Source organism: Providencia sp. wls1914 (assembly GCF_009706645.1).
Lineage (GTDB): Bacteria > Pseudomonadota > Gammaproteobacteria > Enterobacterales > Enterobacteriaceae > Providencia > Providencia zhijiangensis.
In genome coordinates this window covers 355,220-376,035 of the sequence record NZ_WLUN01000016.1, presented here as the reverse complement: position 1 = coordinate 376,035, position 20,816 = coordinate 355,220, and the positions used below count along the sequence as shown (strand labels likewise).

The 20,816-nt window shown below is 45.6% G+C and carries 14 protein-coding genes and 3 pseudogenes; 12 read left to right on the top strand and 5 right to left on the bottom strand.

Annotated features, from left to right (window positions below; genetic code table 11):
• Positions 1-28: 28 nt before the first annotated feature.
• Together GKR74_RS12390 and GKR74_RS12385 are read right to left on the bottom strand one after the other, a co-directional pair.
• Positions 29-997: a threo-3-hydroxy-L-aspartate ammonia-lyase gene (locus GKR74_RS12390; RefSeq protein WP_154603804.1), complete on the bottom strand. Its 969-nt coding sequence runs from the start codon at positions 995-997 to the stop codon at positions 29-31.
• 55 nt (positions 998-1,052) lie between these two features.
• A complete protein-coding gene (locus GKR74_RS12385) occupies positions 1,053-1,469 on the bottom strand; it encodes a RidA family protein (protein ID WP_154603803.1) in 417 nt (138 codons plus the stop codon).
• A gap of 388 nt (positions 1,470-1,857) precedes the next feature.
• On the opposite strand from GKR74_RS12385, the gene GKR74_RS12380 reads away from it, so the two are divergent.
• The 5 genes and pseudogenes from GKR74_RS12380 (at position 1,858) to GKR74_RS12360 (ending at position 12,580) form a co-directional block, all read left to right on the top strand.
• Positions 1,858-5,592, top strand: coding sequence for a DUF4132 domain-containing protein (locus GKR74_RS12380; protein ID WP_154603802.1), 3,735 nt, complete (start codon positions 1,858-1,860; stop codon positions 5,590-5,592).
• Between the two features lie 37 nt (positions 5,593-5,629).
• Positions 5,630-6,739: an ATP-binding protein gene (locus tag GKR74_RS12375; protein WP_154603801.1), complete on the top strand. Its 1,110-nt coding sequence runs from the start codon at positions 5,630-5,632 to the stop codon at positions 6,737-6,739.
• Between the two features lie 63 nt (positions 6,740-6,802).
• Positions 6,803-9,361, top strand: coding sequence for a DUF5682 family protein (locus tag GKR74_RS12370; protein WP_336431328.1), 2,559 nt, complete (start codon positions 6,803-6,805; stop codon positions 9,359-9,361).
• A pseudogene (locus GKR74_RS12365) lies at positions 9,354-10,511 on the top strand (VWA domain-containing protein); the annotation flags it as partial. The gene GKR74_RS12370 and the pseudogene GKR74_RS12365, both read left to right, overlap by 8 nt.
• Positions 10,511-12,580 carry an SWIM zinc finger family protein gene (locus GKR74_RS12360; RefSeq protein WP_154603799.1) on the top strand — a complete coding sequence of 690 codons (2,070 nt, stop codon included), beginning with the start codon at positions 10,511-10,513 and terminating at the stop codon, positions 12,578-12,580. The pseudogene GKR74_RS12365 and the gene GKR74_RS12360, both read left to right, overlap by 1 nt.
• Before the next feature lie 40 nt (positions 12,581-12,620).
• On the opposite strand, the pseudogene GKR74_RS12355 reads toward GKR74_RS12360, so the two are convergent.
• Positions 12,621-13,115 (bottom strand): annotated as a pseudogene (locus GKR74_RS12355) (MarR family winged helix-turn-helix transcriptional regulator).
• A gap of 84 nt (positions 13,116-13,199) precedes the next feature.
• Between GKR74_RS12355 and GKR74_RS12350 the strand changes: the two are divergent.
• The 3 genes and pseudogenes from GKR74_RS12350 to GKR74_RS12340 all read left to right on the top strand — a co-directional run bounded on the left by GKR74_RS12350 (position 13,200) and on the right by GKR74_RS12340 (position 15,897).
• Positions 13,200-14,078: an EamA family transporter gene (locus GKR74_RS12350; RefSeq protein ID WP_154603797.1), complete on the top strand. Its 879-nt coding sequence runs from the start codon at positions 13,200-13,202 to the stop codon at positions 14,076-14,078.
• 60 nt (positions 14,079-14,138) lie between these two features.
• Positions 14,139-14,798 (top strand): annotated as a pseudogene (alkB, locus tag GKR74_RS12345) (DNA oxidative demethylase AlkB).
• Between the two features lie 73 nt (positions 14,799-14,871).
• Positions 14,872-15,897 carry a threonine aldolase family protein gene (locus GKR74_RS12340; RefSeq protein ID WP_154603796.1) on the top strand — a complete coding sequence of 342 codons (1,026 nt, stop codon included), beginning with the start codon at positions 14,872-14,874 and terminating at the stop codon, positions 15,895-15,897.
• Positions 15,898-15,944: 47 nt separating this feature from the next.
• On the opposite strand, the gene GKR74_RS12335 is transcribed toward GKR74_RS12340, so the two are convergent.
• Positions 15,945-16,532, bottom strand: coding sequence for a TetR/AcrR family transcriptional regulator (locus GKR74_RS12335; RefSeq protein ID WP_154603795.1), 588 nt, complete (start codon positions 16,530-16,532; stop codon positions 15,945-15,947).
• 111 nt (positions 16,533-16,643) lie between these two features.
• On the opposite strand from GKR74_RS12335, the gene GKR74_RS12330 reads away from it, so the two are divergent.
• From GKR74_RS12330 to GKR74_RS12315, 4 genes are all read left to right on the top strand, one after another.
• Complete coding sequence (locus GKR74_RS12330) at positions 16,644-17,849, top strand: MFS transporter (protein ID WP_154603794.1); 1,206 nt, start codon at positions 16,644-16,646, stop codon at positions 17,847-17,849.
• A gap of 69 nt (positions 17,850-17,918) precedes the next feature.
• Complete coding sequence (locus GKR74_RS12325) at positions 17,919-18,377, top strand: YaiI/YqxD family protein (RefSeq protein ID WP_154603793.1); 459 nt, start codon at positions 17,919-17,921, stop codon at positions 18,375-18,377.
• A 109-nt stretch (positions 18,378-18,486) separates the two neighbouring features.
• Positions 18,487-19,134, top strand: a complete 648-nt coding sequence (locus GKR74_RS12320; RefSeq protein WP_154603792.1) for a homoserine/threonine efflux transporter — start codon at positions 18,487-18,489, stop codon at positions 19,132-19,134.
• Between the two features lie 21 nt (positions 19,135-19,155).
• Complete coding sequence (locus GKR74_RS12315) at positions 19,156-19,566, top strand: hypothetical protein (RefSeq protein WP_154603791.1); 411 nt, start codon at positions 19,156-19,158, stop codon at positions 19,564-19,566.
• Between the two features lie 82 nt (positions 19,567-19,648).
• On the opposite strand, the gene mnmH is transcribed toward GKR74_RS12315, so the two are convergent.
• A complete protein-coding gene (mnmH, locus tag GKR74_RS12310) occupies positions 19,649-20,743 on the bottom strand; it encodes a tRNA 2-selenouridine(34) synthase MnmH (RefSeq protein ID WP_154603790.1) in 1,095 nt (364 codons plus the stop codon).
• Between the last annotated feature and the right edge of the window lie 73 nt (positions 20,744-20,816).

The following is a 20,816-nucleotide window of genomic DNA, read 5'->3' as shown; positions in this document are numbered from 1 at the left end:
ATTCTAATAGAGAAGGGGCATAAATTGCTTAAGCTAACATTAATTCTGCGAAGCGCTTAATGTCCACATTTCCGCCACTGATAATAATCCCAACGAGTTTGCCGCGCAGCTGTTCTTTCATTTTCAAGGCGGCAGCGAAAGAGAGGCAACCGGTCGGCTCCACAATCATTTTCATGCGTTCAGCATAGAACTTCATGCGATCGACTAATTGCGCATCGGTCACGGTTAAAATGTCATCCACATTCTGTTTGATCAGCTCAAATGTGTAGTTCCCAACATGTTGAGTTTGAGCGCCATCCGCGATAGTTTTCGGAGTTTCAATATGCACGATTTTCCCACTACGGAAAGATTGTTGCGCATCATTGCCCGCTTCAGGTTCCACACCGTAGATTTTGCAGTTTGGTGATAAAGCTCGTGCTGCCAACGCACAACCAGACAGTAATCCACCACCGCCGAGACAAACAAATAGGGCATCAAGCTCGCCAACTTCCTCGAACAGCTCTTTCGCGGCAGTACCTTGACCCGCAATAATGTCCACATGGTCGTAAGGTGGGATGATGGTCAATCCCTCTTTTTCAGCCAACTCGCGACAAAGTTGCTCTCTATCTTGGGTATAGCGGTCAAATCTAATCACTTTAGCGCCGTAGCCTTCAGTTGCGGCAACTTTAACTTCTGGAGAGTCAATTGGCATCAAAATAGTGGCAGGAATATTCAAGATTTGCGCCGCCAGCGCGATACCTTGCGCATGGTTTCCTGAAGAAAATGCGATAACGCCCGCTTTCTTTTGCGCAGGAGTGAGCTGAGAAAGGGCGTTTAAAGCACCGCGAAATTTAAATGCGCCCATACGTTGGAAATTTTCACATTTAAAGAATAACTCAGCGCCAAACTCATTGTTGACCGTCGTAGAGGTCATCACTGGGGTTTTGTGAGCAATACCTGCAATGCGCTGTGCTGCGGCTTCGACATCTTGATAAGTCGGTAACGTTAATTCAGACATGATATACCCCATTATTAAATGGCTTGTTGGTAATAAATTGATTTTTATTGAATTTTTATAACGACGCGTTTGCCGCTACAGCGGTCGCTTCAATTTCTATCCCCGCACCAAAGTGCAGTTCACTGACACCCGCAACGGCACGAGCTGGGCGAAACTCACCAATCCAGTTTGCATAAATTTGATTAAAAAACGGCCAGTTGTCCATATCCGCGATATACACTCGAACTTGAACCAACTGCTGCCGACCGACACCACTGGCAGATAAGCAAGCCTCTAAATTGGCTAATACAAGTTCAGCTTGCTCAGCAAAGGGGGAGTCCGCATGGACATTTCCTTGGCTATCTGTAGGTAATTGCCCCGATACAAACACGAAACCATTCGCCGTGACGGTGTGGGAATAGTGCCCTCTTGGTGGAACCAATTGGGGAGCATTAGTGTAAATGATATTGGTAGAAACGGTATTTTGGCTCATTGATTTTCCTCATTCGGAAATTTAACTTATACAATTAGTCTAATGTTGGACTATGTGTTTAGTCAATGGCTTTTTTGCTGTTTAAATGAACTAAAAATTTTCGTCAAATTGCCGATGATATCTGTGCAGATCAGTCTAAAAATGAGAAAAATTGTTATAGACGGCATTTTGCTCACGACTTTATACATTGCTGGTCAATCTTCCATAATTAGGGGGATTTGGCGCAAGAATTGGGAAAATAGCGGGGGAATATTTAAATTATTGGTATTTAATTCCAGATGAATAATTAAGCAGTAAAGTTAAATAATCAGGAATAAGAATAATCAAATTGAGATGAATAACTAAAAATGATAAGAAGTTGTTATATAACTACATTTAGGAAATTAACATGGCTAAAATTACCTTTGACCTTCTGGCTATTTATGGCGAAAAAGGGGACACCGCAGGATTACAATATTTACAAGAATCCCTGCTTCCTTTCGCTGCATTTGAAGAAAGCTTACCCAAATCGCTCTTTGATTATGTGATGGAGAGTAAATCCCCTGAAATTCTTATGAAACTGGGGCAGTTGGACAAAGAAAAAGCCACAATTTTGTTAGACAAACCGGGAACGGTGGATTGGTGGTGGGGAAGCCACAGTTTTGATGCCGGCTCGTATAGCAAAGTGATCCGCCAAGGTAAAAATGCTCGCCATAAACTGTATTCCAAAGTGGGTGATGATATTACGCCAGCGCAGATCGCGCGTTTTGCAAAAGTGGTCGCGGCGGCTTGCCAAGAGGTGAATATCAAAATTCTGACGCCAGAATTGCCGTCTTGGATGCTGTATTTACTGTGTGATGCGTTTGTAACCACCTTTGAAAATTCACGCCATGCTAAATATGAACACCGTAAACACTGGAACTACGATCTGCTCAGTCAGTTAGTGGAAAATGAAGCCGAACAACCGGGTAACACCGTGCTATACGGTATTTTTGATAGACAAAACCTGTCTGATTATCACTACGAAAATATGGCGTTATTATTCGCTATCCCAGGTTTAAAAGAATACTTAATTGCTGAGCAAGATTTTATTCGCCAAAGCCTGCTGAGCAATTTATCCGCCAGTGGTCAGATCCAATTGATCGATATCCTGAGAAAAGACGAGGCGCTGTATAGCGTGTTTGCCGATATTTTAGTGCTATTGGCAACCAGTTCACTGAAAACCGTGCGCTCAGCGGCTGAGCCAGTAATGTCTATTCTGCCGGAAGAGGCGGTTAAAACCCACTTAACCAAAGTACTGCTTGAAGGAACGCCAAAACAGCGTACGCAAGCGGCGGATCTGTTTGCCCGTATTGGTAAAGATAGAGATATTCTTGAAGCAGCATTGAAAGTGGAAACCAACAAAACTGTCCTCAAGAGTATTGAAAGTGCGATTTCTCGTTTTGATGTGATGGATTGTGCGAGCGAAGTGGAAGCGGTAGAAATTCCAGACGTTATCCCAATGGAAGATACGCCATTGCCAGCAAGCGCCGTCGATATTTTGGTCTCTAACTTCCGTGAAATGCTGCAAAAAGCCAAAGAAAATGCTGAGCGTGAACTGGAAGAAAATAAACAAGAAAAGCATAAATACACGTGGTCACAACGCCATTACAAAGAGTTCAGTCAACACAGTGAAGACGAGTGTGCTGGCTTATTAGCTAAATTAAACTCGGGCGTTGGGGTGATCACCGATCATGAATACAATGTCATCAAGCACAAAGAGCGCATTAATAATTTACCGGAATTCACGCTATTCCACGCGTTGCGTTTGCTGAGTCATAACCGTTCTGATGTTGAGCATTTTTCTCACTATCAACTCACTCGTGAAGTTCCCGTTCGCATCCTGTCGCAGCTCGATTTACGTCAATTAGAAAAAGGGCTTGAGCAGTGCCATTTTAAAAATGCGAGCCGCTTAATTGCTGACTTATGCCTGCGTTCATACAGTGATGGATTAGGGCTATTTAGAGCGCCGGAACAAATTTGGCCGTTCTTTATGCAGTACCCTGATTTCTTAAGTGAAGCGCTGGGTCTTATCCCACAGCACCAAGGGCATCGTTATTATCAAGAGTATGATGCGTCTAACGCGGTAACCATTTTAGGTAAATACCCGACCATTCCAGCACGATTCATTCCTCGCATTATGGAGTTGGCGCTGGGTGAAAACAAAACCCACCGTTTAAGCGCTCAAAAATTGCTGGAAACCTTACCAAGCATTCACGTCAATGCGGCAGAAGGATTGGACTCTGGTAAACAAGAGATCCGCGTGACTGCCATCGAATGGTTAGCTCGCTTAAAACATCCAGATTCCCTAAAACCGCTGTACGCGTTGCTGAAAAAAGAGAAACGTGAAGTGGTAAGAGCCGCATTATTAACGGCATTAGAGCAATTTGGCGAAGATATTTCCGGTTACTTAGCTCCGAAAGTTCTGCTGGCAGAAGCGCAAAAAGGCTTAAAAGCCAAAGCACCGGCGAGTATGGCATGGTTTGATCTGGACGCTATTCCAGCCATGACCTGGCAAGATAATAAAAAGGTGGACGCGGACATCATCCGCTGGTGGATCATTCTGGCGGTGAAGTTAAAAATGCCAGCGGGTAATGGGCTATTACAGCGATATATCAGCTTATTATCATTAGACAGCCAGCGTAAGTTAGGTAGCTTTATTCTGAACAGTTTTATTAGCCAAGATGTGGCGGGACCGTCACTGGAAGCGGCGATGGCGGAAGCGGAAAGAGACGCTCCATCACGCTTGAAAAACTACCAAGATTGGGTAAAACGCTGGCCTGAATACTATGCCAAGTATGAAAACTTCACCCTTGAGCAGACCATCAACGAGATCAAAAACGAAGTATTAGGTCGTTATTTAGGCTCGGCTATCAGTGAAAAAGGGATGCTTGCGCTGATTTGTGGTGTGGAGGGACATGTTGCCGTAACCATGCTGCGTAACTATATGCGAGACCATTACCAGCGTCGCGCTCAAATTGAAGCGATGATTGACGCGATTGCCGTCAGTAACGACCCGCTGATCATCCAGCTTTTATTATCACTATCGCGTCGTTATCGTACCGCATCGGTCCAAGAAAAAGCTCGCGGATTAGTCTCTGACATTGCGCAGCGTAACGGTTGGAGCGCGGATGAACTGGCAGACAGAACCATCCCAACTGCAGGTATGGACGAAACTGGCACCTTAGTACTGGAATATGGCGATCGCACATTTACGGCTAAACTCGATGCCCAACAAAAACTGGTGTTATTTAACCCAGAAGGCAAAGAGATCAAAGCACTGCCAGCGGCACGCAAAACTGATAATGAAGAGCTGATTAAAGAGTCGAAAAAACTCCTGACATCCAGCAAAAAAGAGCTTAAGCAAGTTATTGAATTACAGACTGCGCGTCTGTATGAAGCGATGTGTGCAGAGCGTCTGTGGAGTACGGCAGATTGGCAGGAATACATTCAAAATCACCCAGTGATGCGTGGTTTAATTGAGCGACTGGTTTGGTTAGAAGTGAAAGATGGCCAAGTGATCAACCAATTCCGCCCATCCGATGATGGTTGCTTATTGAACCTCGATGATGATGAAGTCGAATTAAGCGCAGACTCCAGCATCAAGTTGGGTCATGCGGCGTTACTGTCTGATGCAGAGCGTAAAGCGTGGATTGCCCACTTTAAAGATTACAAAGTTAAATTCCTATTCTCGCAGATGGATCACACCATTCCAGATCTGGCGTTAACGCTCACGGAAATCGAAGATAGAAAAGGCTGGCTAACGGATACCTTCACCTTACGCGGCGTGTTAACCAAAATGGGGTATCAGCGCGGTCAAGCGGAAGATGGCGGAAGCTTCTGCCACTACTTCAAATATTTCTCCAGCCTAGATTGCTACGTATACATGGAATTCAGTGGTAGTTATGTCCCAGAAGAAAATATCCCTGCGGTACTGTATTCCTTGAGTTTCGACCAAGCACAAAAAAGTTCGTGGGATAGAGGCTATGTGGAACTGAAAAACGTGCCGCCGATCCTGTTAGCCGAAAGCTATGCTGACTACCTGAAAGTCGCGGATGCCTGTAGCGGTTTTGACCCTGAATGGGAAAAGAAAACCCCGTGGTAATCATTGATTAATCGACGCATAAATTTAGGAAACCAACATGGCTAAGGCGAAAAAAGTAACAGAAGGCGTTCTGCGTGAAAGCGCAGAAGTGCGCTTTGCGGATGAATTAGAGCGATTAACCCAAGCGGATAAAGCCAACCCAAAACCACAAGGTTGGCTACGTTCCCCGCGGGCGGTTCGTCAATTTATTCTTGGGGATGAAGCACTGCAAATTACCCCCAAGTTTTTTGGTGACGATGCGCTAGTAGATCGCGCCATTGTGACCTTACTGGGTAAACAAGGGTTAATGCTGGTAGGGGAGCCGGGTACGGCAAAATCCATGCTGTCCGAGTTATTAGCGGCGGCGATCAGCGGTGACTCCGGTTTAACCATTCAAGGCACGGCGGGTACCACGGAAGATCATATTAAATATTCGTGGAACTACGCGCTGTTACTGGCGGAAGGTCCAACTGAGAAAGCATTAGTGAGTTCACCGCTCTACCAAGGAATGCAACAAGGCAAAATTGTGCGTTTTGAAGAGATCACTCGCTGCCCACCTGAAATTCAGGACGTGCTGGTCAGTATGATGTCTGAGAAGCAAATGATGATCCCTGAAATGAAAGATAATGCGCGGATCAGCGCCAAATCAGGCTTTAACTTGATTGGTACTGCCAACTTACGTGACCGCGGTGTGCATGAAATGTCATCGGCACTTAAGCGTCGATTTAATTTCGAAACCGTCAAACCTATCCAAGATCCGGCATTTGAAATTGAACTGATCAACAAACAATTGACCGTTGAACTTGGCGAGCTGGATGGCAAAGTGACAGTCCCAACAGATGTGATCGAATTATTAGTCACGACGTTCCAAGAATTACGTTCAGGCAATACCAAAGATGGTGGGAGTATTAAAACCCCAGATGCGGTGATGTCTACGGCGGAAGCGGTTAACATCGCTTATGCCTGTGCATTGGAAGCGCATTATTTAGGGGATGGCACGCTGAGCGCAGGCGCGGTCGCGCGCCAGTTGATTGGTGTGGTACTCAAAGATAATGCGGATGATATCAAACGGATGCGTTATTACATTGATAACGTTGCCCGCGAACGTGCGAAACAGAGCGAAGCATGGAAAGCCTTTTTCGATGCATCCCGTGAATTCTGGCAATAATATCCGTCGTCGCAGTGTGGTGGTAAATACATCACCACACTGTCCCTATGAGAGACATCATCGGTGAGTTTATCAAACATCACATTGCCAGAACGGCTACAGCAGGCACTTGAACAATGGAAAACACTGGGGGAGCAACAGCTCTATTTTGCCCCCGTTCGTCACCACAGTCCCGCCTGTGCTTATAGCGTATTGAGCTTAATTGAGCAGGTTAAGCCTGATTACGTGCTGATAGAAGGTCCCGACAGTTTTAACCCATTAATCGCGGGTTTATTGGATAAAGAGACTCGGCCACCAGTGGCGATTATGGGGCAAACTACCCTGAAAAGTGCGCCCACTGAACAAGATGAAAGTGACGCTGTCACGAGGTCGGCTTATTTCCCATTTTGTGAATATTCCCCTGAGTGGCAAGCGTTACACGTAGGGCAGCAGCATCAAGCTCAACTGCGTTTTATTGACTTGCCATGGACAGCGCAGGTGGAACTTGACTTAGAAGGCGAGAATCAGCATCAAAGCTTGCAACGGGAACGTTATCTTGCCCATAGCTTATTTATTGCTCAGTTGGCGAAAAAGTGTGGGTGCCGTGATCACGATGAGCTGTGGGAACATCTGTTTGAGTTGCGCCCATTAACCTCGGTTGCCAATTGGGTTGATTTCTTCCGTGATACCTTTATTTGGTGTGCCTTAGCACGATTGGATTATGAGCCGGAAGTGCTTGCTTCTGAAGGATCAATTCAGCGTGAAGCCCATATGCAGGCGCATATTCAAGCGATTAAATCCGCAGAGCCAAACGCGAAAATTGTGGTCGTGACGGGCGGTTTTCATACCTTGGCACTGCTTGAAGGGCTTGGGGATGCGGCGGCGCAGCAATTTAAACTCTCTTCCGAGCAACAAAAGCAATTTACGGCTCAGCAAAAGTTGGCAGAACGCGACAGCGCTTGGCTTATCCGTTATAGCTTTGACCGGCTCGATGCATTAAATGGTTACGCCTCCGGCATGCCTTCTCCCGCATTTTATCAAAAAGTGTGGGAAGGGTTGTTGGCGCAGCGAGCGGATCAGGCAGCGCAAAAAGTGGCAGCGACGGCTGCATATCGAAATCAGCTCGGTATTCAGTTTTTGGCTTACGTGGCTGAAGTATTACGAGCAAAGCAATTTGATGCAGCGCCGGGATTCTTATCCGTCAAACTCGCCGCAGAACAGAGCTTGAGACTTGCCGCATTTCGTGGGCACACGGGGGCGGGTCGCTATGATTTATTAGATGGGCTGCAAAGTGCGTTTATCAAAGGCAGCTTAGATGAAAGCCAAGATGAGCTGTGGCAGCAAATCAAAACCTGTTTTTCTGGCTTTACCTTGGGGCAGATCCCCAAAGGCACCATCACACCGCCATTGGTGTCTGAAACCTATTCATTGGCGAAAGGCTTTCGCTTTAAATTGGATGATACGTTAGCCAAAGTTAGCCGCTTAGATGTGTACCGTAATAAGCAACATCGCTTACGTAGCCGTTTTCTGCATCTTTTGAGTTTCTTAGAGATCCACTTCGCCAAACCGCTTTCTGGACCTAATTTTCTTTCAGGCAACCAGATGGATTTACTGTTTGAAGAGTGGCAATACGCGTGGACGCCGAATGTGGAAGGGGAGCTAATCGCACTTTCTGAAAAAGGCACCCAATTAAAAGCCATTGCGCTGAATAAAATTTTGGCAATGGAAAAACAGCTTGAAGAGCAAGGTATCAGCCGTTCAAGCCAAAGCGCGGTGACGTTGCTGATGCAGGCAGCGTTGATTGGACTTCACCAACGCATTCCAACGCTGTTTACCTTGTTAGACCGTTATATTCAGCACGATAGCCAGTTTGAATCATTAGTGGCCTGTGGCCATAAGCTGGTGCATCTATGGCGCGGGCGTAGCTTTTTTGATCTTGAAGAAGAAACGGGCATCAAACAGCGGATTGATAAAGTACTCTCTCAGGCTTTTTTCTGCTTAGATCAGGTGGCTCAAGGGGATGAACAGCAGCAAGAACACTATTTTAATGCGCTGCTGTCTTGCCGTGAATTAATCACCTTTATGCCGGAAATTAGCCGCGATACGGATTATTCCGCAGAATTTTATGCACAATTGAGTCGGTTGGATGGGCGCCTTAATCACGCGCCGCTGATTAAAGGGGCGGTTGATGCTATTCGTTATCTTGGTGGCAAAATTGATGAATCGGTACTGACCCAGGAAATTCAGCGAACCTTCAGTTTAGGTAGTGACCCGGAACTGGCTATCGGCTACTTCATTGGCATTATGCGTACTGCACCGGAATTGGTTGTGCGTTTACCCCTATTAATAGAGTTACTCAATGAACTGTTGGGTGAGTGGGATGATGGACGTTTCTTGCAAGTATTGCCGGATCTGCGCTTTGCGTTTAGCCAATTAACCCCGAAACAGAATGCGCAAATGGCGCGGGTGGTCGCGCAAAAATTATCGATGGATACCCAAGATTTAACCCTCCATCAGACACAATTCAATCAGCAACAATTACTCCAAGCCATGGAACTCGAACAAAAAATTCAGCATCAGATTGAAAATCAAGGGTTAACGGAGTGGTTTTCACTGCAAAATGAGGGGCTATCTCATGGATAAGCAGCCAGAAGACGCGCAACTAACCGAAGAGCAGCTTCAATTAGCGAAACGCTGGCGTCTTATTTTAGGTCAATATGCAGATGGCGCACTGGGACAAGCGGTACTAAATGGCGATGAGCTCAGAATCGAGCGGTCATTGGATTTTTTATATCGTCGTGAATATCAACGTCGCGGTTTACGCCAAGAAGGCGGGCGTCATGGATCGCTAGATGCGTCCCAACTGACAGCGGTTAACTGGCTGAACCAAGCCCGTAAATTGTTCCCAAACAGCACCTTTGAGCGAATGCAGTCGCAGGCATTAGAGCGTTATGAAATTAGTAGCTTATTAAAAAGCCCGCAAGCCTTGAATGCAATGGAGCCCACCAAAGCCTTAGCCAAATCGTTATTAAGTTTGCGCGGTAAAATGAGTGAGGAGACGCGGGATGCGGTGAAGAATATTATTCGCAAAGTGGTGGATGATATTTTAAGCCAGATGCGTAATCAGTTTCGCCAAGCGCTAACGGGACGTCGTAACCGTTTTAAGCGATCGCTACTCCCCAATAGTCGTAATTTTGATTGGCGAGCTACCATTGCTGCTAATTTAAAGAATTATGATCAACAAAATCAGCGCTTAGTGATTAAAACTCCGTATTTTAACTCCCGCCAGCAACAGCACTTGCCGTGGGATGTGATTTTGTGCGTCGACCAAAGTGGCTCGATGGCGAGTTCGATTATGTATGCGGCGGTGTGCGCCAGTATTTTAGCGGCATTACCGACGGTGCGTGTCTCTTTGGTGGTGTTTGATACTCAGGTGGTCGATCTCAGCCATTTAGCCCACGATCCGGTAGAAGTACTAATGACCGTGCAGCTCGGCGGGGGAACTGATATTGCGAAAGCGATGCATTATTGTGAGAGCTTGATCCGTAACCCGAAACGCACGGTGATTTCCTTGATCAGCGACTTTGAAGAAGGCGGGGCGTTGAATAATTTGCTCAATTGCACGGAGCGCTTGAATAGCCAGCAAGTGAAATTGTTGGGATTAGCTGCTTTAGATGATGATGCATTGCCAGTTTATGATACGGAGATTGCCCAGAAGCTGGCGGATCGCGGTATGAGTGTGGCGGCGTTAACCCCAGAGCATTTTGCTCACTGGCTGGCTGAGGTGATGCAATGAGTTGGAAAACCGTTTATTTACATTATGATGACGACGCATTAGCTGTATTTGCCAACGTCGGATTGGTGCGCCGAGCTCGTAAGGATCTGGAAAGTGGTAAAGTTTCTCCGGTTTGTTTAGCGGATGGAACTTTTACCAGCGATGGCCAGAACGTCACATTAGATCCTCAAGGGGTTCAAAAAGCCAGCTGCGACTGTTCGGCTTCGGTTTGCTGCAAACATATTCTGGCGGCGGTACTTTGGGTACAAACAAACAGCGATGAACAATCGATTGATTCTACAGAAGATAGTTCGGAGTCTGTCGATATTGAACCACTATTACCTGAGCTGTTGGTATTCGATGTTCCCACATTAATCAAGCAAAACAGTAAGCCCGATTGCCGCTTGGCGGTGAAGATCTTACAGGATTGGCAAGATCACACCGTGATCTTAGACGACCAAGCTAACCAACTGAAAATCACGATCCCTCAGTACGACGAGCCAATTATCTATATTCGGGGTAATGGTTTTCAAGGGATGCTGTCGTCACTACCTGAGAAGCAGCAAAAAGCCCTACATTTGGCCGCGATCGCTAAGGTCTTTCTTCAGCATAATCAGCCGTGGAATTGGCCTGACGATCTGATGCCTAACCGCGAGGCCACGCTAGCATTGAGCGACGATGAGCAAGCGGTGATTGCGACTATCCAGCGTTTTATTCACGATATGCTGCGTCAGGGGCTTTCTCATATAAGCCAAAGCAGCGCCGCGCAGTTGCATTTATTGAATATGTCAGCGCGTGCGGAAGGTTTGCCTCGCTTAGCCAATTATTTAAAGCGTTTAAGCTATCAAGTGAAATTATTAGCCCAGCGCCATTTCACGATGGATGAAGGGCAGGTTTTGCGGTTTATCGCACAGATCAGTGGCTATCTTTACCAATTAACGCACTCCAGCGACGATAAAATTGCACAATTGCGCGCCTTTGGTCGTCGCCAATATGACAGTAAAACGGACATTCTTTCTTTGATCCCTATTCATGCCGAGTGGTGGCAAACTCAAAGTGGCGCCATCGGGGGAACATTTAGTTTTTGGGATAACCAAGAGAAAAAAGTGGTGCAGTGTAGTCAAGCGCGGGCCAATACCCTCGACCCGAATTTCACCCGTCACACTGTCTGGCAAACGCTAGCGATTTGGAAACAAACGGCAGATAGCCTGATGCGCAGTGGTTTTGAATTGCACAATCCACGCTTATCCGATGAGGGTAAACTTGCGGCTAGCGGCGATAGTTATGCCGTCAGTAGCAGTGCAGTTAGCCAAGCACCGCACATTTCATTCGATGATTACCAAGCATTGAAAAGTGAGCTGGGGTTTGATGATTGGAAATCGGCAACGGCCTATTTCAATGCGCTCACCGATGATACTCAGTTTGAACCGGTTGTTCTGCATATCGACAGCTACGAACCGCTGCATTGGAATGAAATCGAGCAGTGTGTCAGTTGGGCTGTGCTGGATGGAAACCAAAATCGGGCATTTTTGCGATTAGACTGGCAAGGTACGGAAAATCACAAAATTGAAGAGTTGCGTTTTATCACTCAGAAAGGTTGGGAAATTAGTGTGGTATCCGTTCAAGTCAGCGTGTCTCAGCAGCAATTACAGCTAACTCCGAAAACCCTCTGGTTGAAAAAAGAGCAGGGTATTGAGCTGTTCTACCTTGATTTTGAATCGGTACCTCGTAAAAAACAGTCATCCAAGTTTATGACGACGATTGCTGAATATATGGCGAAAAAGCAGCAAGACCGCACAGCATTTGCGCCAGTGCCAACACTGGCACAGCAGATTACCCGTCCAATCTTGGCGGTATTGGAAACACAAAGCTGCACAGGGCGCGCACAGTTATCAGCGAGTCAAATTGACGAGTTAAACTTTGTGGTCAGGACATTGCAGGATTTGGGGATGTTATGGTTTGCTAAGCAACTGGCGCACTATTTAAAACGGGAAAATCAAACCGCCGAAAATTTATTGCGCTTGGTATACCTTTGCGACCAATTTGAGCGTTCGCAAAAATTGATGCCTTTTGAGTTGAATAGCTAATTTAGCTCGTAAAAATAGAACGGGGAAAAGGAGTTCCCCTCTAAAAGTTTCATGATTCTAAATGAGTTAGAAACGTCCGTAGTAGCTGATTCAGCGCTTGTTGCTCTTCATTCGACAATGACGCCACCAAACGGGATTGGTTTTCAGTATGGGCGGCGACCACTTGGTTAATTAAATCCAACCCTTCCGTTGTTAAACTCACCAAAAAACCACGGCCATCATCAGGATTGACATGACGCGCGACATAACCGGCTTTCTCGAGCTGATCGATGCGGTTGGTCATCGTGCCAGATGTCACCATCAAGGTCGCTAGCATATCGCTGGGTGATAGTGTGTAAGGGGAACCTGCACGGCGCAAAGTGGCGAGCACGTCAAAACTTGATCGGTTTAGACCAAATTGGGCAAATACCTTCTCCATTTCACGGGTCAGGTGATGGGCAACGTTGCCTAAGCGACCAATCAGCCCCATGGCGCTGATATCAAGGTCGGGGCGTTCACGTTCCCACTGTTGAGTGATTTTATCGATTCTATCCATAGGCAAATCATACAATAATCTATCTTGACGTCAAGGTAGTTTGAATTTATCTTGACCTCAAGATAAATCAACGTGAGCGTATTCATGAATAGATATTGGGTTCTGTTTTTAACGGCATTAGCACCGATAGTTTGGGGAAGCACCTACTTGGTGACAACGGAAATGCTGCCTGCGGGTATGCCTCTGACGTTAGCGATGCTCCGCGCCTTGCCGGCGGGTTTGCTGTTGTTGCTATTTTTACGCAAATTGCCTCAGGGGATTTGGTGGGGACGAGTACTGATTCTTGGCATTTTAAATTTTTCGCTATTTTGGTGGTTGTTGTTTATCTCCGCATACCGTTTACCGGGTGGCGTGGCGGCAACGGTGGGAGCGATTCAACCGCTGATTGTGTTATTTCTTAGCCGTTGGCTATTAAGCAGCCCGCTATCGAGTATTTCGATATTTGCCGCACTGAGCGGTATTTTCGGGGTGGCTATTTTATTATTGACGCCAAGTGCTGCGTTAGATTTAACGGGGATTATTGCGGGCTTAGCTGGGGCATTTTCTATGGCTGCAGGAACGGTACTGAGCCGTCGTTGGCAGCCTCCAGTCTCAGCATTGACCTTTACCTCGTGGCAATTAACCGCAGGTGGGTTAGTCTTACTGCCTTTCGCCCTATTACTTGAACCTACGTTACCTTCCTTGAGTTTGTTAAATATCGCGGGTCTGAGTTATTTAACTTTGATCGGTGGCGCACTGACTTATGCATTATGGTTTCGTGGTCTCGCTATCTTAGGACCCAGCTCAGTAGCATCGCTGGGATTCTTAAGCCCGATGAGCGCTGTTATCCTCGGGTGGCTGTGGCTAGACCAGCAACTCAGTCCATTACAGTTACTCGGTATGTTGGTGATTTTACTCAGTGTTTGGGGTAGCCAAAAAGCAGAGCGTCAATTGGCCTTGAAAAGGCAGCAACAAGCCGTTTAAATATCAAGGGCACTTCTAGGTGCCCATTTTTAATGCGTGGTGACTATATGTGTGGTGACAATGTTATTTCCTGATGAAGAGAATACGATTGAGATTGCGCCTGATGCTTATCTCCTTAAAGGCTTTTTGCTTGGGCAAGGAGAGCCGTTATTAGCTGCATTATTTGAGGTGATTGCTCAAGCGCCTTTGCGTCATATGGAAACCCCAGGCGGGTACGCCATGTCTGTGGCAATGACCAATTGCGGTGATTGGGGCTGGGTTACGGATAATAAAGGTTATCGCTATTCTGCCGTCGACCCGATGACTCAGCGGCCATGGCCCATGATGCCCGCTCTATTTAAACAGCTGTCGGAGAATGCCGCTGAAAAAGTGGGTTTCTCTCATTTCGATCCCGATGCTTGCCTTGTTAACCGCTATGGTGTCGGGGCTAAAATGTCGTTACATCAAGATAAAGATGAAGCAGATTTCTCCCAACCGATTGTTTCTTTTTCATTAGGATTGCCCACTATCTTTGATTTTGGAGGAAAGACGCGAGAGTCTCCACGTCAAGCTGTTCCATTGGAGCATGGCGATGTTCTGGTATGGGGCGGGCGTTCGCGGCTCAATTATCACGGTGTACGACAAATCAAATCAGGCGTTCATCCTCAACTTGGGGCTTACCGCTTCAATCTGACCTTTCGTCGCTCGCAACCTAAGAAGTGACTCGTTTCTGCAAGCTAAAAAATATCATTGAACATTGAATGATATGCGAATATAACTGTTGGCTTGTTTTTAACTTAACGGTAGGTTGCCAATGTACAGCTTTATTAATGATTATAATGAAATAGCGCACCCAGCAGTGATGGAAGAACTCAATAGCTTAGTGGGTAAGCGTTTTGAAGGGTATGGTACCGACACGTTATGTGCCAGTGTGGCTGAGCAAGTGAAACAGCGCATTGGACGCCCAGATGCAGATATTCATTTCTTTAATGGTGGAACGATCACCAATTTAACCACCATCTCCCATGTTTTAAGACCTCATCAGGCGGCTATCGCGGTAGATTCAGGGCATATTGCGGTACATGAGACGGGGGCAATTGAAGCCACTGGGCATAAAGTTTTTACCGTTCCTTCAGCGTCGGGTAAATTAACGCCAGCACTGATTGAGCAAGTTTTGGCGCATCATACCGATGAACACTGTGTACAGCCAAAATTGGTGTATATCAGTAACTCGACAGAGATTGGTACGGTATACCGTAAAGATGAGCTGGTTGCGCTGCGTAAAGTGTGTGATGAGCATGGTTTATGGCTGTTTATGGATGGCGCGCGTTTAGCCTCCGGTTTAATGTCCCATGCGAGCGACGTAACGATTGAAGATATCGCTCAGTTGACGGATATTTTTTATATCGGTGGCACTAAGATTGGCGCATTGACCGGTGAAATCCTGGTGATTTTAAACCCAAGCTTGAAGTCTGATTTCCGCTTTAGCATCAAGCAAAAAGGGGGGTTACAGGCGAAAGGTTGGTTATTAGCGGCTCAATTTAAAGCGCTGTTTAAAGATGACCTTTATTTCAAATTGGGTAAGCATCTCAATGAGATGGCGATGCACTTAGCGGCATTCTTTACTCAGCAAGGTTTTGAGTTCTTAGCGCCTGTTGAATCAAACCAAGTGTTTGTGGTGCTACCTGATGATTTAGCGAAGAAATTGCTGGAGCATTATGTTTTAAGCAGTATGCCAGCGCCGGAAGTGGGTAAAACCTGTGTGCGTCTGTGTACTTCATGGTCCACAAGCGAACAAGATGTCGAGAAATTTATTCGCGTATTTAAATCACTGCGTTAATCTCAAGTCAATAACGGTAAGCCCATATAGCGGGCTTACTTTTGTTATTATTCTGCTGGTTTTTTTAATCCGTTCAGAAGTATATCGATACTGGCAATACTCTGTTTTAGCCGCGTTTCACTCTTATCTTGTGCTATCCAATACGCTGCTTCGGACAAGCCGCCATTGAGTAATGCTGCGAGGGCGCGAGGCTCTACGTTGGCAATGGTTTTATCCTCCACCAGTTTGGTGATGATCTTTTCAATGGCATCCGCACACTGTAAGTTAGATTTCGCGATAGCTTCCCCTAACACCGCTTTAGCATCCCGTAAAATTACTTGCTGATATTCAGGCTCGAGCGCCATTTCTAAATAGGCATGACAGCGGCGTTGAAAGCTTGACCACAGGTCATCGCTGTTGTCCGTGATTGTCTGTAAACGTTGGTTCATTTCAGCATCTATTTGTTCGACAACCGCCAAGAATAATCCCTGTTTGTCTCCAAAATGGTGATATAGCGCGCCGCGAGTCAGTTCAACACTGGCCGTTAAATCATCCATTGATGTTTCTGCATAGCCTAAACGGCAGAAGAAATCTCGTGCCGTCGTCAGTAATAGGGCGCGAGTTTGTTCCATTTGGGCTTGTGTTCGTCTTGCCATAAAACCTCTTACATACATCGCGTATGATTATTTACATTCATCTCGTATCAATATATCATTTTTATACATACATACCGTATATATATTGAATTTTTATTATGGAGATACTGCATGCTGAGCCGTTACCAACAACTTTTCCACGCTTCAGGAAGCTTCCAATTTGCTTTGGCAGGGCTTTTGGCTCGCTTAGCGTTACCCATGATGGGGATTGGGATTATTACCATGCTGTCAATGTTGCAAGGAAGCTATGCACTGGCAGGTGGCGTTTCAGCTACTTTTGTGCTGACTTACGCCTTATTATCGCCGCAAATTTCTCGCCAAGTGGATAGCCATGGTCAGTTTCGCGTATTGCCGTTAGTGACTTTTATTAGTGTTCTGGGTATGGGGCTAATAGTGGCGTCTACGTGGTTAGGGCTTTCTTATATTTGGCTATTTTTAGGGGCATTTCTGTCGGGCTTTATGCCGAGCATGTCCGCTATGATCCGTGCAAGATGGACGCAGATCTACAAAGGGGATCCGCTGCTGCAAACGGCTTATTCATTGGAAACTGTCTTCGATGATTTGACGTTTATTGCGGGGCCTCCGCTATCCGTCGGGCTGACTGTGACACTGTTCCCACAAGCGGGAATCATGATTGCGGGTATTTTATTATTATTGGGCGTTTTACTGTTAGTTTCTCAACGTAAAACGGAACCTACCTTAATCGATAATCACCAGATGATGAGCAAAAAGACGTCTATTTTGTGTCTACCTAGCTTGCAGTTGCTGATTATTCTCATGATTTCGTTGGGCGTAATTGTGGGAACGGTGGATATTTTGAGTGTGACGTTGGCGCAGATGCAAGGGCAACCTGCGATGGCGAGTTTAGTGTTATCTCTGTATGCCATTGGTTCTTGTGTGATGGGGGTGGTATTTGGAGGAATGCGTATATCAATGCCTTTGCCGCGTATGTTGCTAATCAGCGGGGTTCTGACATTGCTATCGATTATTCCTTTGCTTTGGGTGACGGGCATTTGGTCGCTGGCGATTGTGATGTTTATTTCAGGATTATTTTTTGCGCCAACGATGATTATCGGTATGTCGCTGGTGGAGAATATTGTTCCCGATCACCGTTTAACGGAAGGGATGACATGGCTGCTGGCGGGACTGAATATTGGAGTGGCATTTGGTGCGATGCTTTCAGGTAAAATGGTGGATGAACTCGGAATATATGCAGGATATTGGGTTGCTATTGTTGGCGGTATTTTGGTGGTGCTGTGTTCGCTACTGAGCTATGGAATATTGATGCGCCAAGAAACGTCAGTTTGTTCCTCCTAAGGGATTGATGACATGCTATGATGTGCAGCAATTCATTCCTAGAAATAAAATCGATAGGTTAACGTCAATATGGTGATTTGGGTGGATGCGGATGCGTGTCCGAAAGTGATTAAAGAAGTGTTATATCGCGCGGCCGATAGAGAAAAAGTGCAAATTACATTTGTGGCGAACCAGCGTTTGTCGGTTCCTCCTTCTTTATTTTTAAAGACACTGCAAGTTCCTGCAGGGTTTGATGTCGCAGATAATGAAATTGTTTTACGTGCACAGGCCGGTGATTTAGTGATTACAGCTGATATACCATTGGCGGCGGAAGTGATGGAAAAGGGCGCGGTGGCATTGAACCCTCGAGGTGAACGTTACAGTGAAGCTACGATCCGTGAACGTCTGACCATTAGAGACTTTATGGATACGATGCGAGCTAGTGGCGTGCAAACCGGTGGGCCCGCTAGCTTAAATCAACGAGATCGCCAGCAATTTGCTAATGAGTTAGATAAGTGGTTGCTGCAACGTCGAAAATCATTGGGATAGTTTTTTAGTTCGTTCACATACGGTGGATTTTCAATAACCTGACGTAGGTTGCATCCCGAAGGGTTATCCCTGTCTATAATAAAAAAATCCTCCGATAATGTGAGACACCATGATGGATCCACTACACAGTATTCTGATCACCTTGTTTTTGTTTGTTTTGACCTTTTTTAACCCCGGTGCCAACCTATTTACGGTAGTTCAAACGACATTAAGTTCAGGTAAAAAAGCCGGATTAACTTGTGGTTATGGGGTTGTTCTGGGGGATGCGATTTATTCAGGGTTAGGGCTATTTGGGCTGGTGGCATTAATGACGCAGTTTGAATCGCTATTTTCCCTGATTAAGATTCTAGGTGGATTATATTTATTGTATTACGCGATCAGTGTCTTTCGAAATAAAACGCAACTGTCTCTTGCTACCGAAAAAAATACAGAAAATTTCCCAACAGGTGTTTATTTTCGTCGAGGGTTAATTGCTGACTTATCTAACCCTCAAACTGTTCTATTTTTCATGAGTATTTTCTCTACTACTATTTCACCTTCGACACCATTGTGGACTAAGCTTTTGATTTGGTTAGGAATTGTGGTGGCTTCTTTAGTTTGGCGTATTATCTTATGCCAGACATTTTCACTCTCTTCTGTAAGACGAACGTATTCCCGTATCCATAAAGTGATAGGCAAAGTGGTCGGATTGATTTTAGGCGGGTTAGCTTCTAAATTAATTTACCAAGGTATTACTGAGATTGCCTTTAAAAAATAAGCTTCACTGAAAGGATCATAAATGGGAATAACTGCATTGTATTTAGCTGCTGTGTTGACATGGATTGTTGCGCTATTGCATTTTGCGTGTCTGGTTTGGGGCGCTGCTGGATTTAAGTGGCTCGGAGCAGGGGAACGGATCGTTAAACAATCTCAAGAAGGGCACTGGTACCCACCATTTACGGCGATTTTTGTCGGAACGGTATTAACCATTTGGGGGTTGTACGCATTCAGTGCAGCTCAAGGTTCTTTTTCTTTACCCTTGACTCAACCCATTCTAATTGCCATTGCTGCTGTATTTTTAATTAGAGCAGCAATATTTCCACTGATCAAAAGCCGCTTTAAAGGTAATAGCGACCTATTTTGGTATGTCAGTTCTGGGTGTTGTTTGATATTAGGTTCACTGTTTTTAGTGGGCGCACTGTTACGCTAAACAGGAAGTACGTTAAACAGGCTTGGAAATGGTTAATAAGGTGACAGTGTCACCTTATTAATATTGAAGAACACGCGTAGCATTATTGAGCGGTGGATTTTACCCACTCAGTGACTTCTTCAAATGTCCCTTTGAAAACAATTCGATCCTGTTTTTTGCTCAACTGATAGCGGTACATCGGATCATAATATTCATGAAGTAGTGGTGTAAGCCATGAGAAATGAACGTCTGTTTTTTCCGTTTTACGTTGAGCAATCAGCGCATCATCAAGTAGTTTAGTTAGCTCAATCGCTCGCTGGGAACCTAAACGTTTACGGATGGCATGTAGACCATGGTGCAGGTATTCGCTGTAGGCATTCCAACCTTGTTCTTCACCAAATACGGTAAGAAAATCGTGGGTCATTCGGTCAAAATATTCCTCTTTTAACCTTTCCATTCGGCGCTCAATGGGGTCTTCAACCACTGCAATTGTTGCTGCTTCCATTGCTTGGCGTAGTGAATCAGGAAGGCTGTTCACCCCAATGGCACGTCCTTCATCCTCAAGTACCCACCGGTTGTGATTGGGGGCTTTTTTTAACATAGAAACCGCTAAATGGTTTTCAAATGTAGCCTGTGAAAATTGGGCTTCTAAAGTACGACCAAAGGAAGAGCCTCGATGATGAGCAATACCTTCTAGGTCAATACTATCTTCAAGCCTTTGAACTAATAGCGTTTTGCCATTCCCGGTGCAACCACCAATTAATATGACTGGACGCTGAGCTAATTCGTCAATTGCATCAATAGTCGTTTGGCGTAAGTTTTTATAGCCACCATTGATAAGTGGGTACTCAATGCCCGCTTCTTTTAACCATTGTTGGGCTATATGGGAGCGCATTCCGCCGCGAGCGCAGCAAAGATAACCTTCTGGATGTTGTTGACACGCTGTTTTCCACGCATTAATTCGATTTTCACGTAATTCACCAGAGACTAATTGATGACCCAACTCAACTGCTTTATCGGAACCTTTTTGTTTATAACAGGTTCCAACGGCGGTGCGTTCATCGTCATTCATTAAGGGTAAATTGAGTGCCGATGGCATGGCACCTTGTTGAAATTCAACGGGGGCACGAACATCAATGATTGGGGTGTCAGAAGCAAGGATCTGGCGAATTTCGGGTGTGGAGAGCGCTAATTCCATAATAAATAAAATGATTCATATCAATTCGGATTTCGATAAAGGCTACTATACTCCTAAATAGGGATGATGGCAC

Coding starts and splice junctions, on each gene's coding strand:
- GKR74_RS12390 (WP_154603804.1), bottom strand. CDS start 997: ATGTCTGAATTAACGTTACCGACTTATCAAGATGTCGAAGCCGCAGCA.
- GKR74_RS12385 (WP_154603803.1), bottom strand. CDS start 1,469: ATGAGCCAAAATACCGTTTCTACCAATATCATTTACACTAATGCTCCC.
- GKR74_RS12380 (WP_154603802.1), top strand. CDS start 1,858: ATGGCTAAAATTACCTTTGACCTTCTGGCTATTTATGGCGAAAAAGGG.
- GKR74_RS12375 (WP_154603801.1), top strand. CDS start 5,630: ATGGCTAAGGCGAAAAAAGTAACAGAAGGCGTTCTGCGTGAAAGCGCA.
- GKR74_RS12360 (WP_154603799.1), top strand. CDS start 10,511: ATGAGTTGGAAAACCGTTTATTTACATTATGATGACGACGCATTAGCT.
- GKR74_RS12350 (WP_154603797.1), top strand. CDS start 13,200: ATGAATAGATATTGGGTTCTGTTTTTAACGGCATTAGCACCGATAGTT.
- GKR74_RS12340 (WP_154603796.1), top strand. CDS start 14,872: ATGTACAGCTTTATTAATGATTATAATGAAATAGCGCACCCAGCAGTG.
- GKR74_RS12335 (WP_154603795.1), bottom strand. CDS start 16,532: ATGGCAAGACGAACACAAGCCCAAATGGAACAAACTCGCGCCCTATTA.
- GKR74_RS12330 (WP_154603794.1), top strand. CDS start 16,644: ATGCTGAGCCGTTACCAACAACTTTTCCACGCTTCAGGAAGCTTCCAA.
- GKR74_RS12325 (WP_154603793.1), top strand. CDS start 17,919: ATGGTGATTTGGGTGGATGCGGATGCGTGTCCGAAAGTGATTAAAGAA.
- GKR74_RS12320 (WP_154603792.1), top strand. CDS start 18,487: ATGATGGATCCACTACACAGTATTCTGATCACCTTGTTTTTGTTTGTT.
- GKR74_RS12315 (WP_154603791.1), top strand. CDS start 19,156: ATGGGAATAACTGCATTGTATTTAGCTGCTGTGTTGACATGGATTGTT.
- mnmH (WP_154603790.1), bottom strand. CDS start 20,743: ATGGAATTAGCGCTCTCCACACCCGAAATTCGCCAGATCCTTGCTTCT.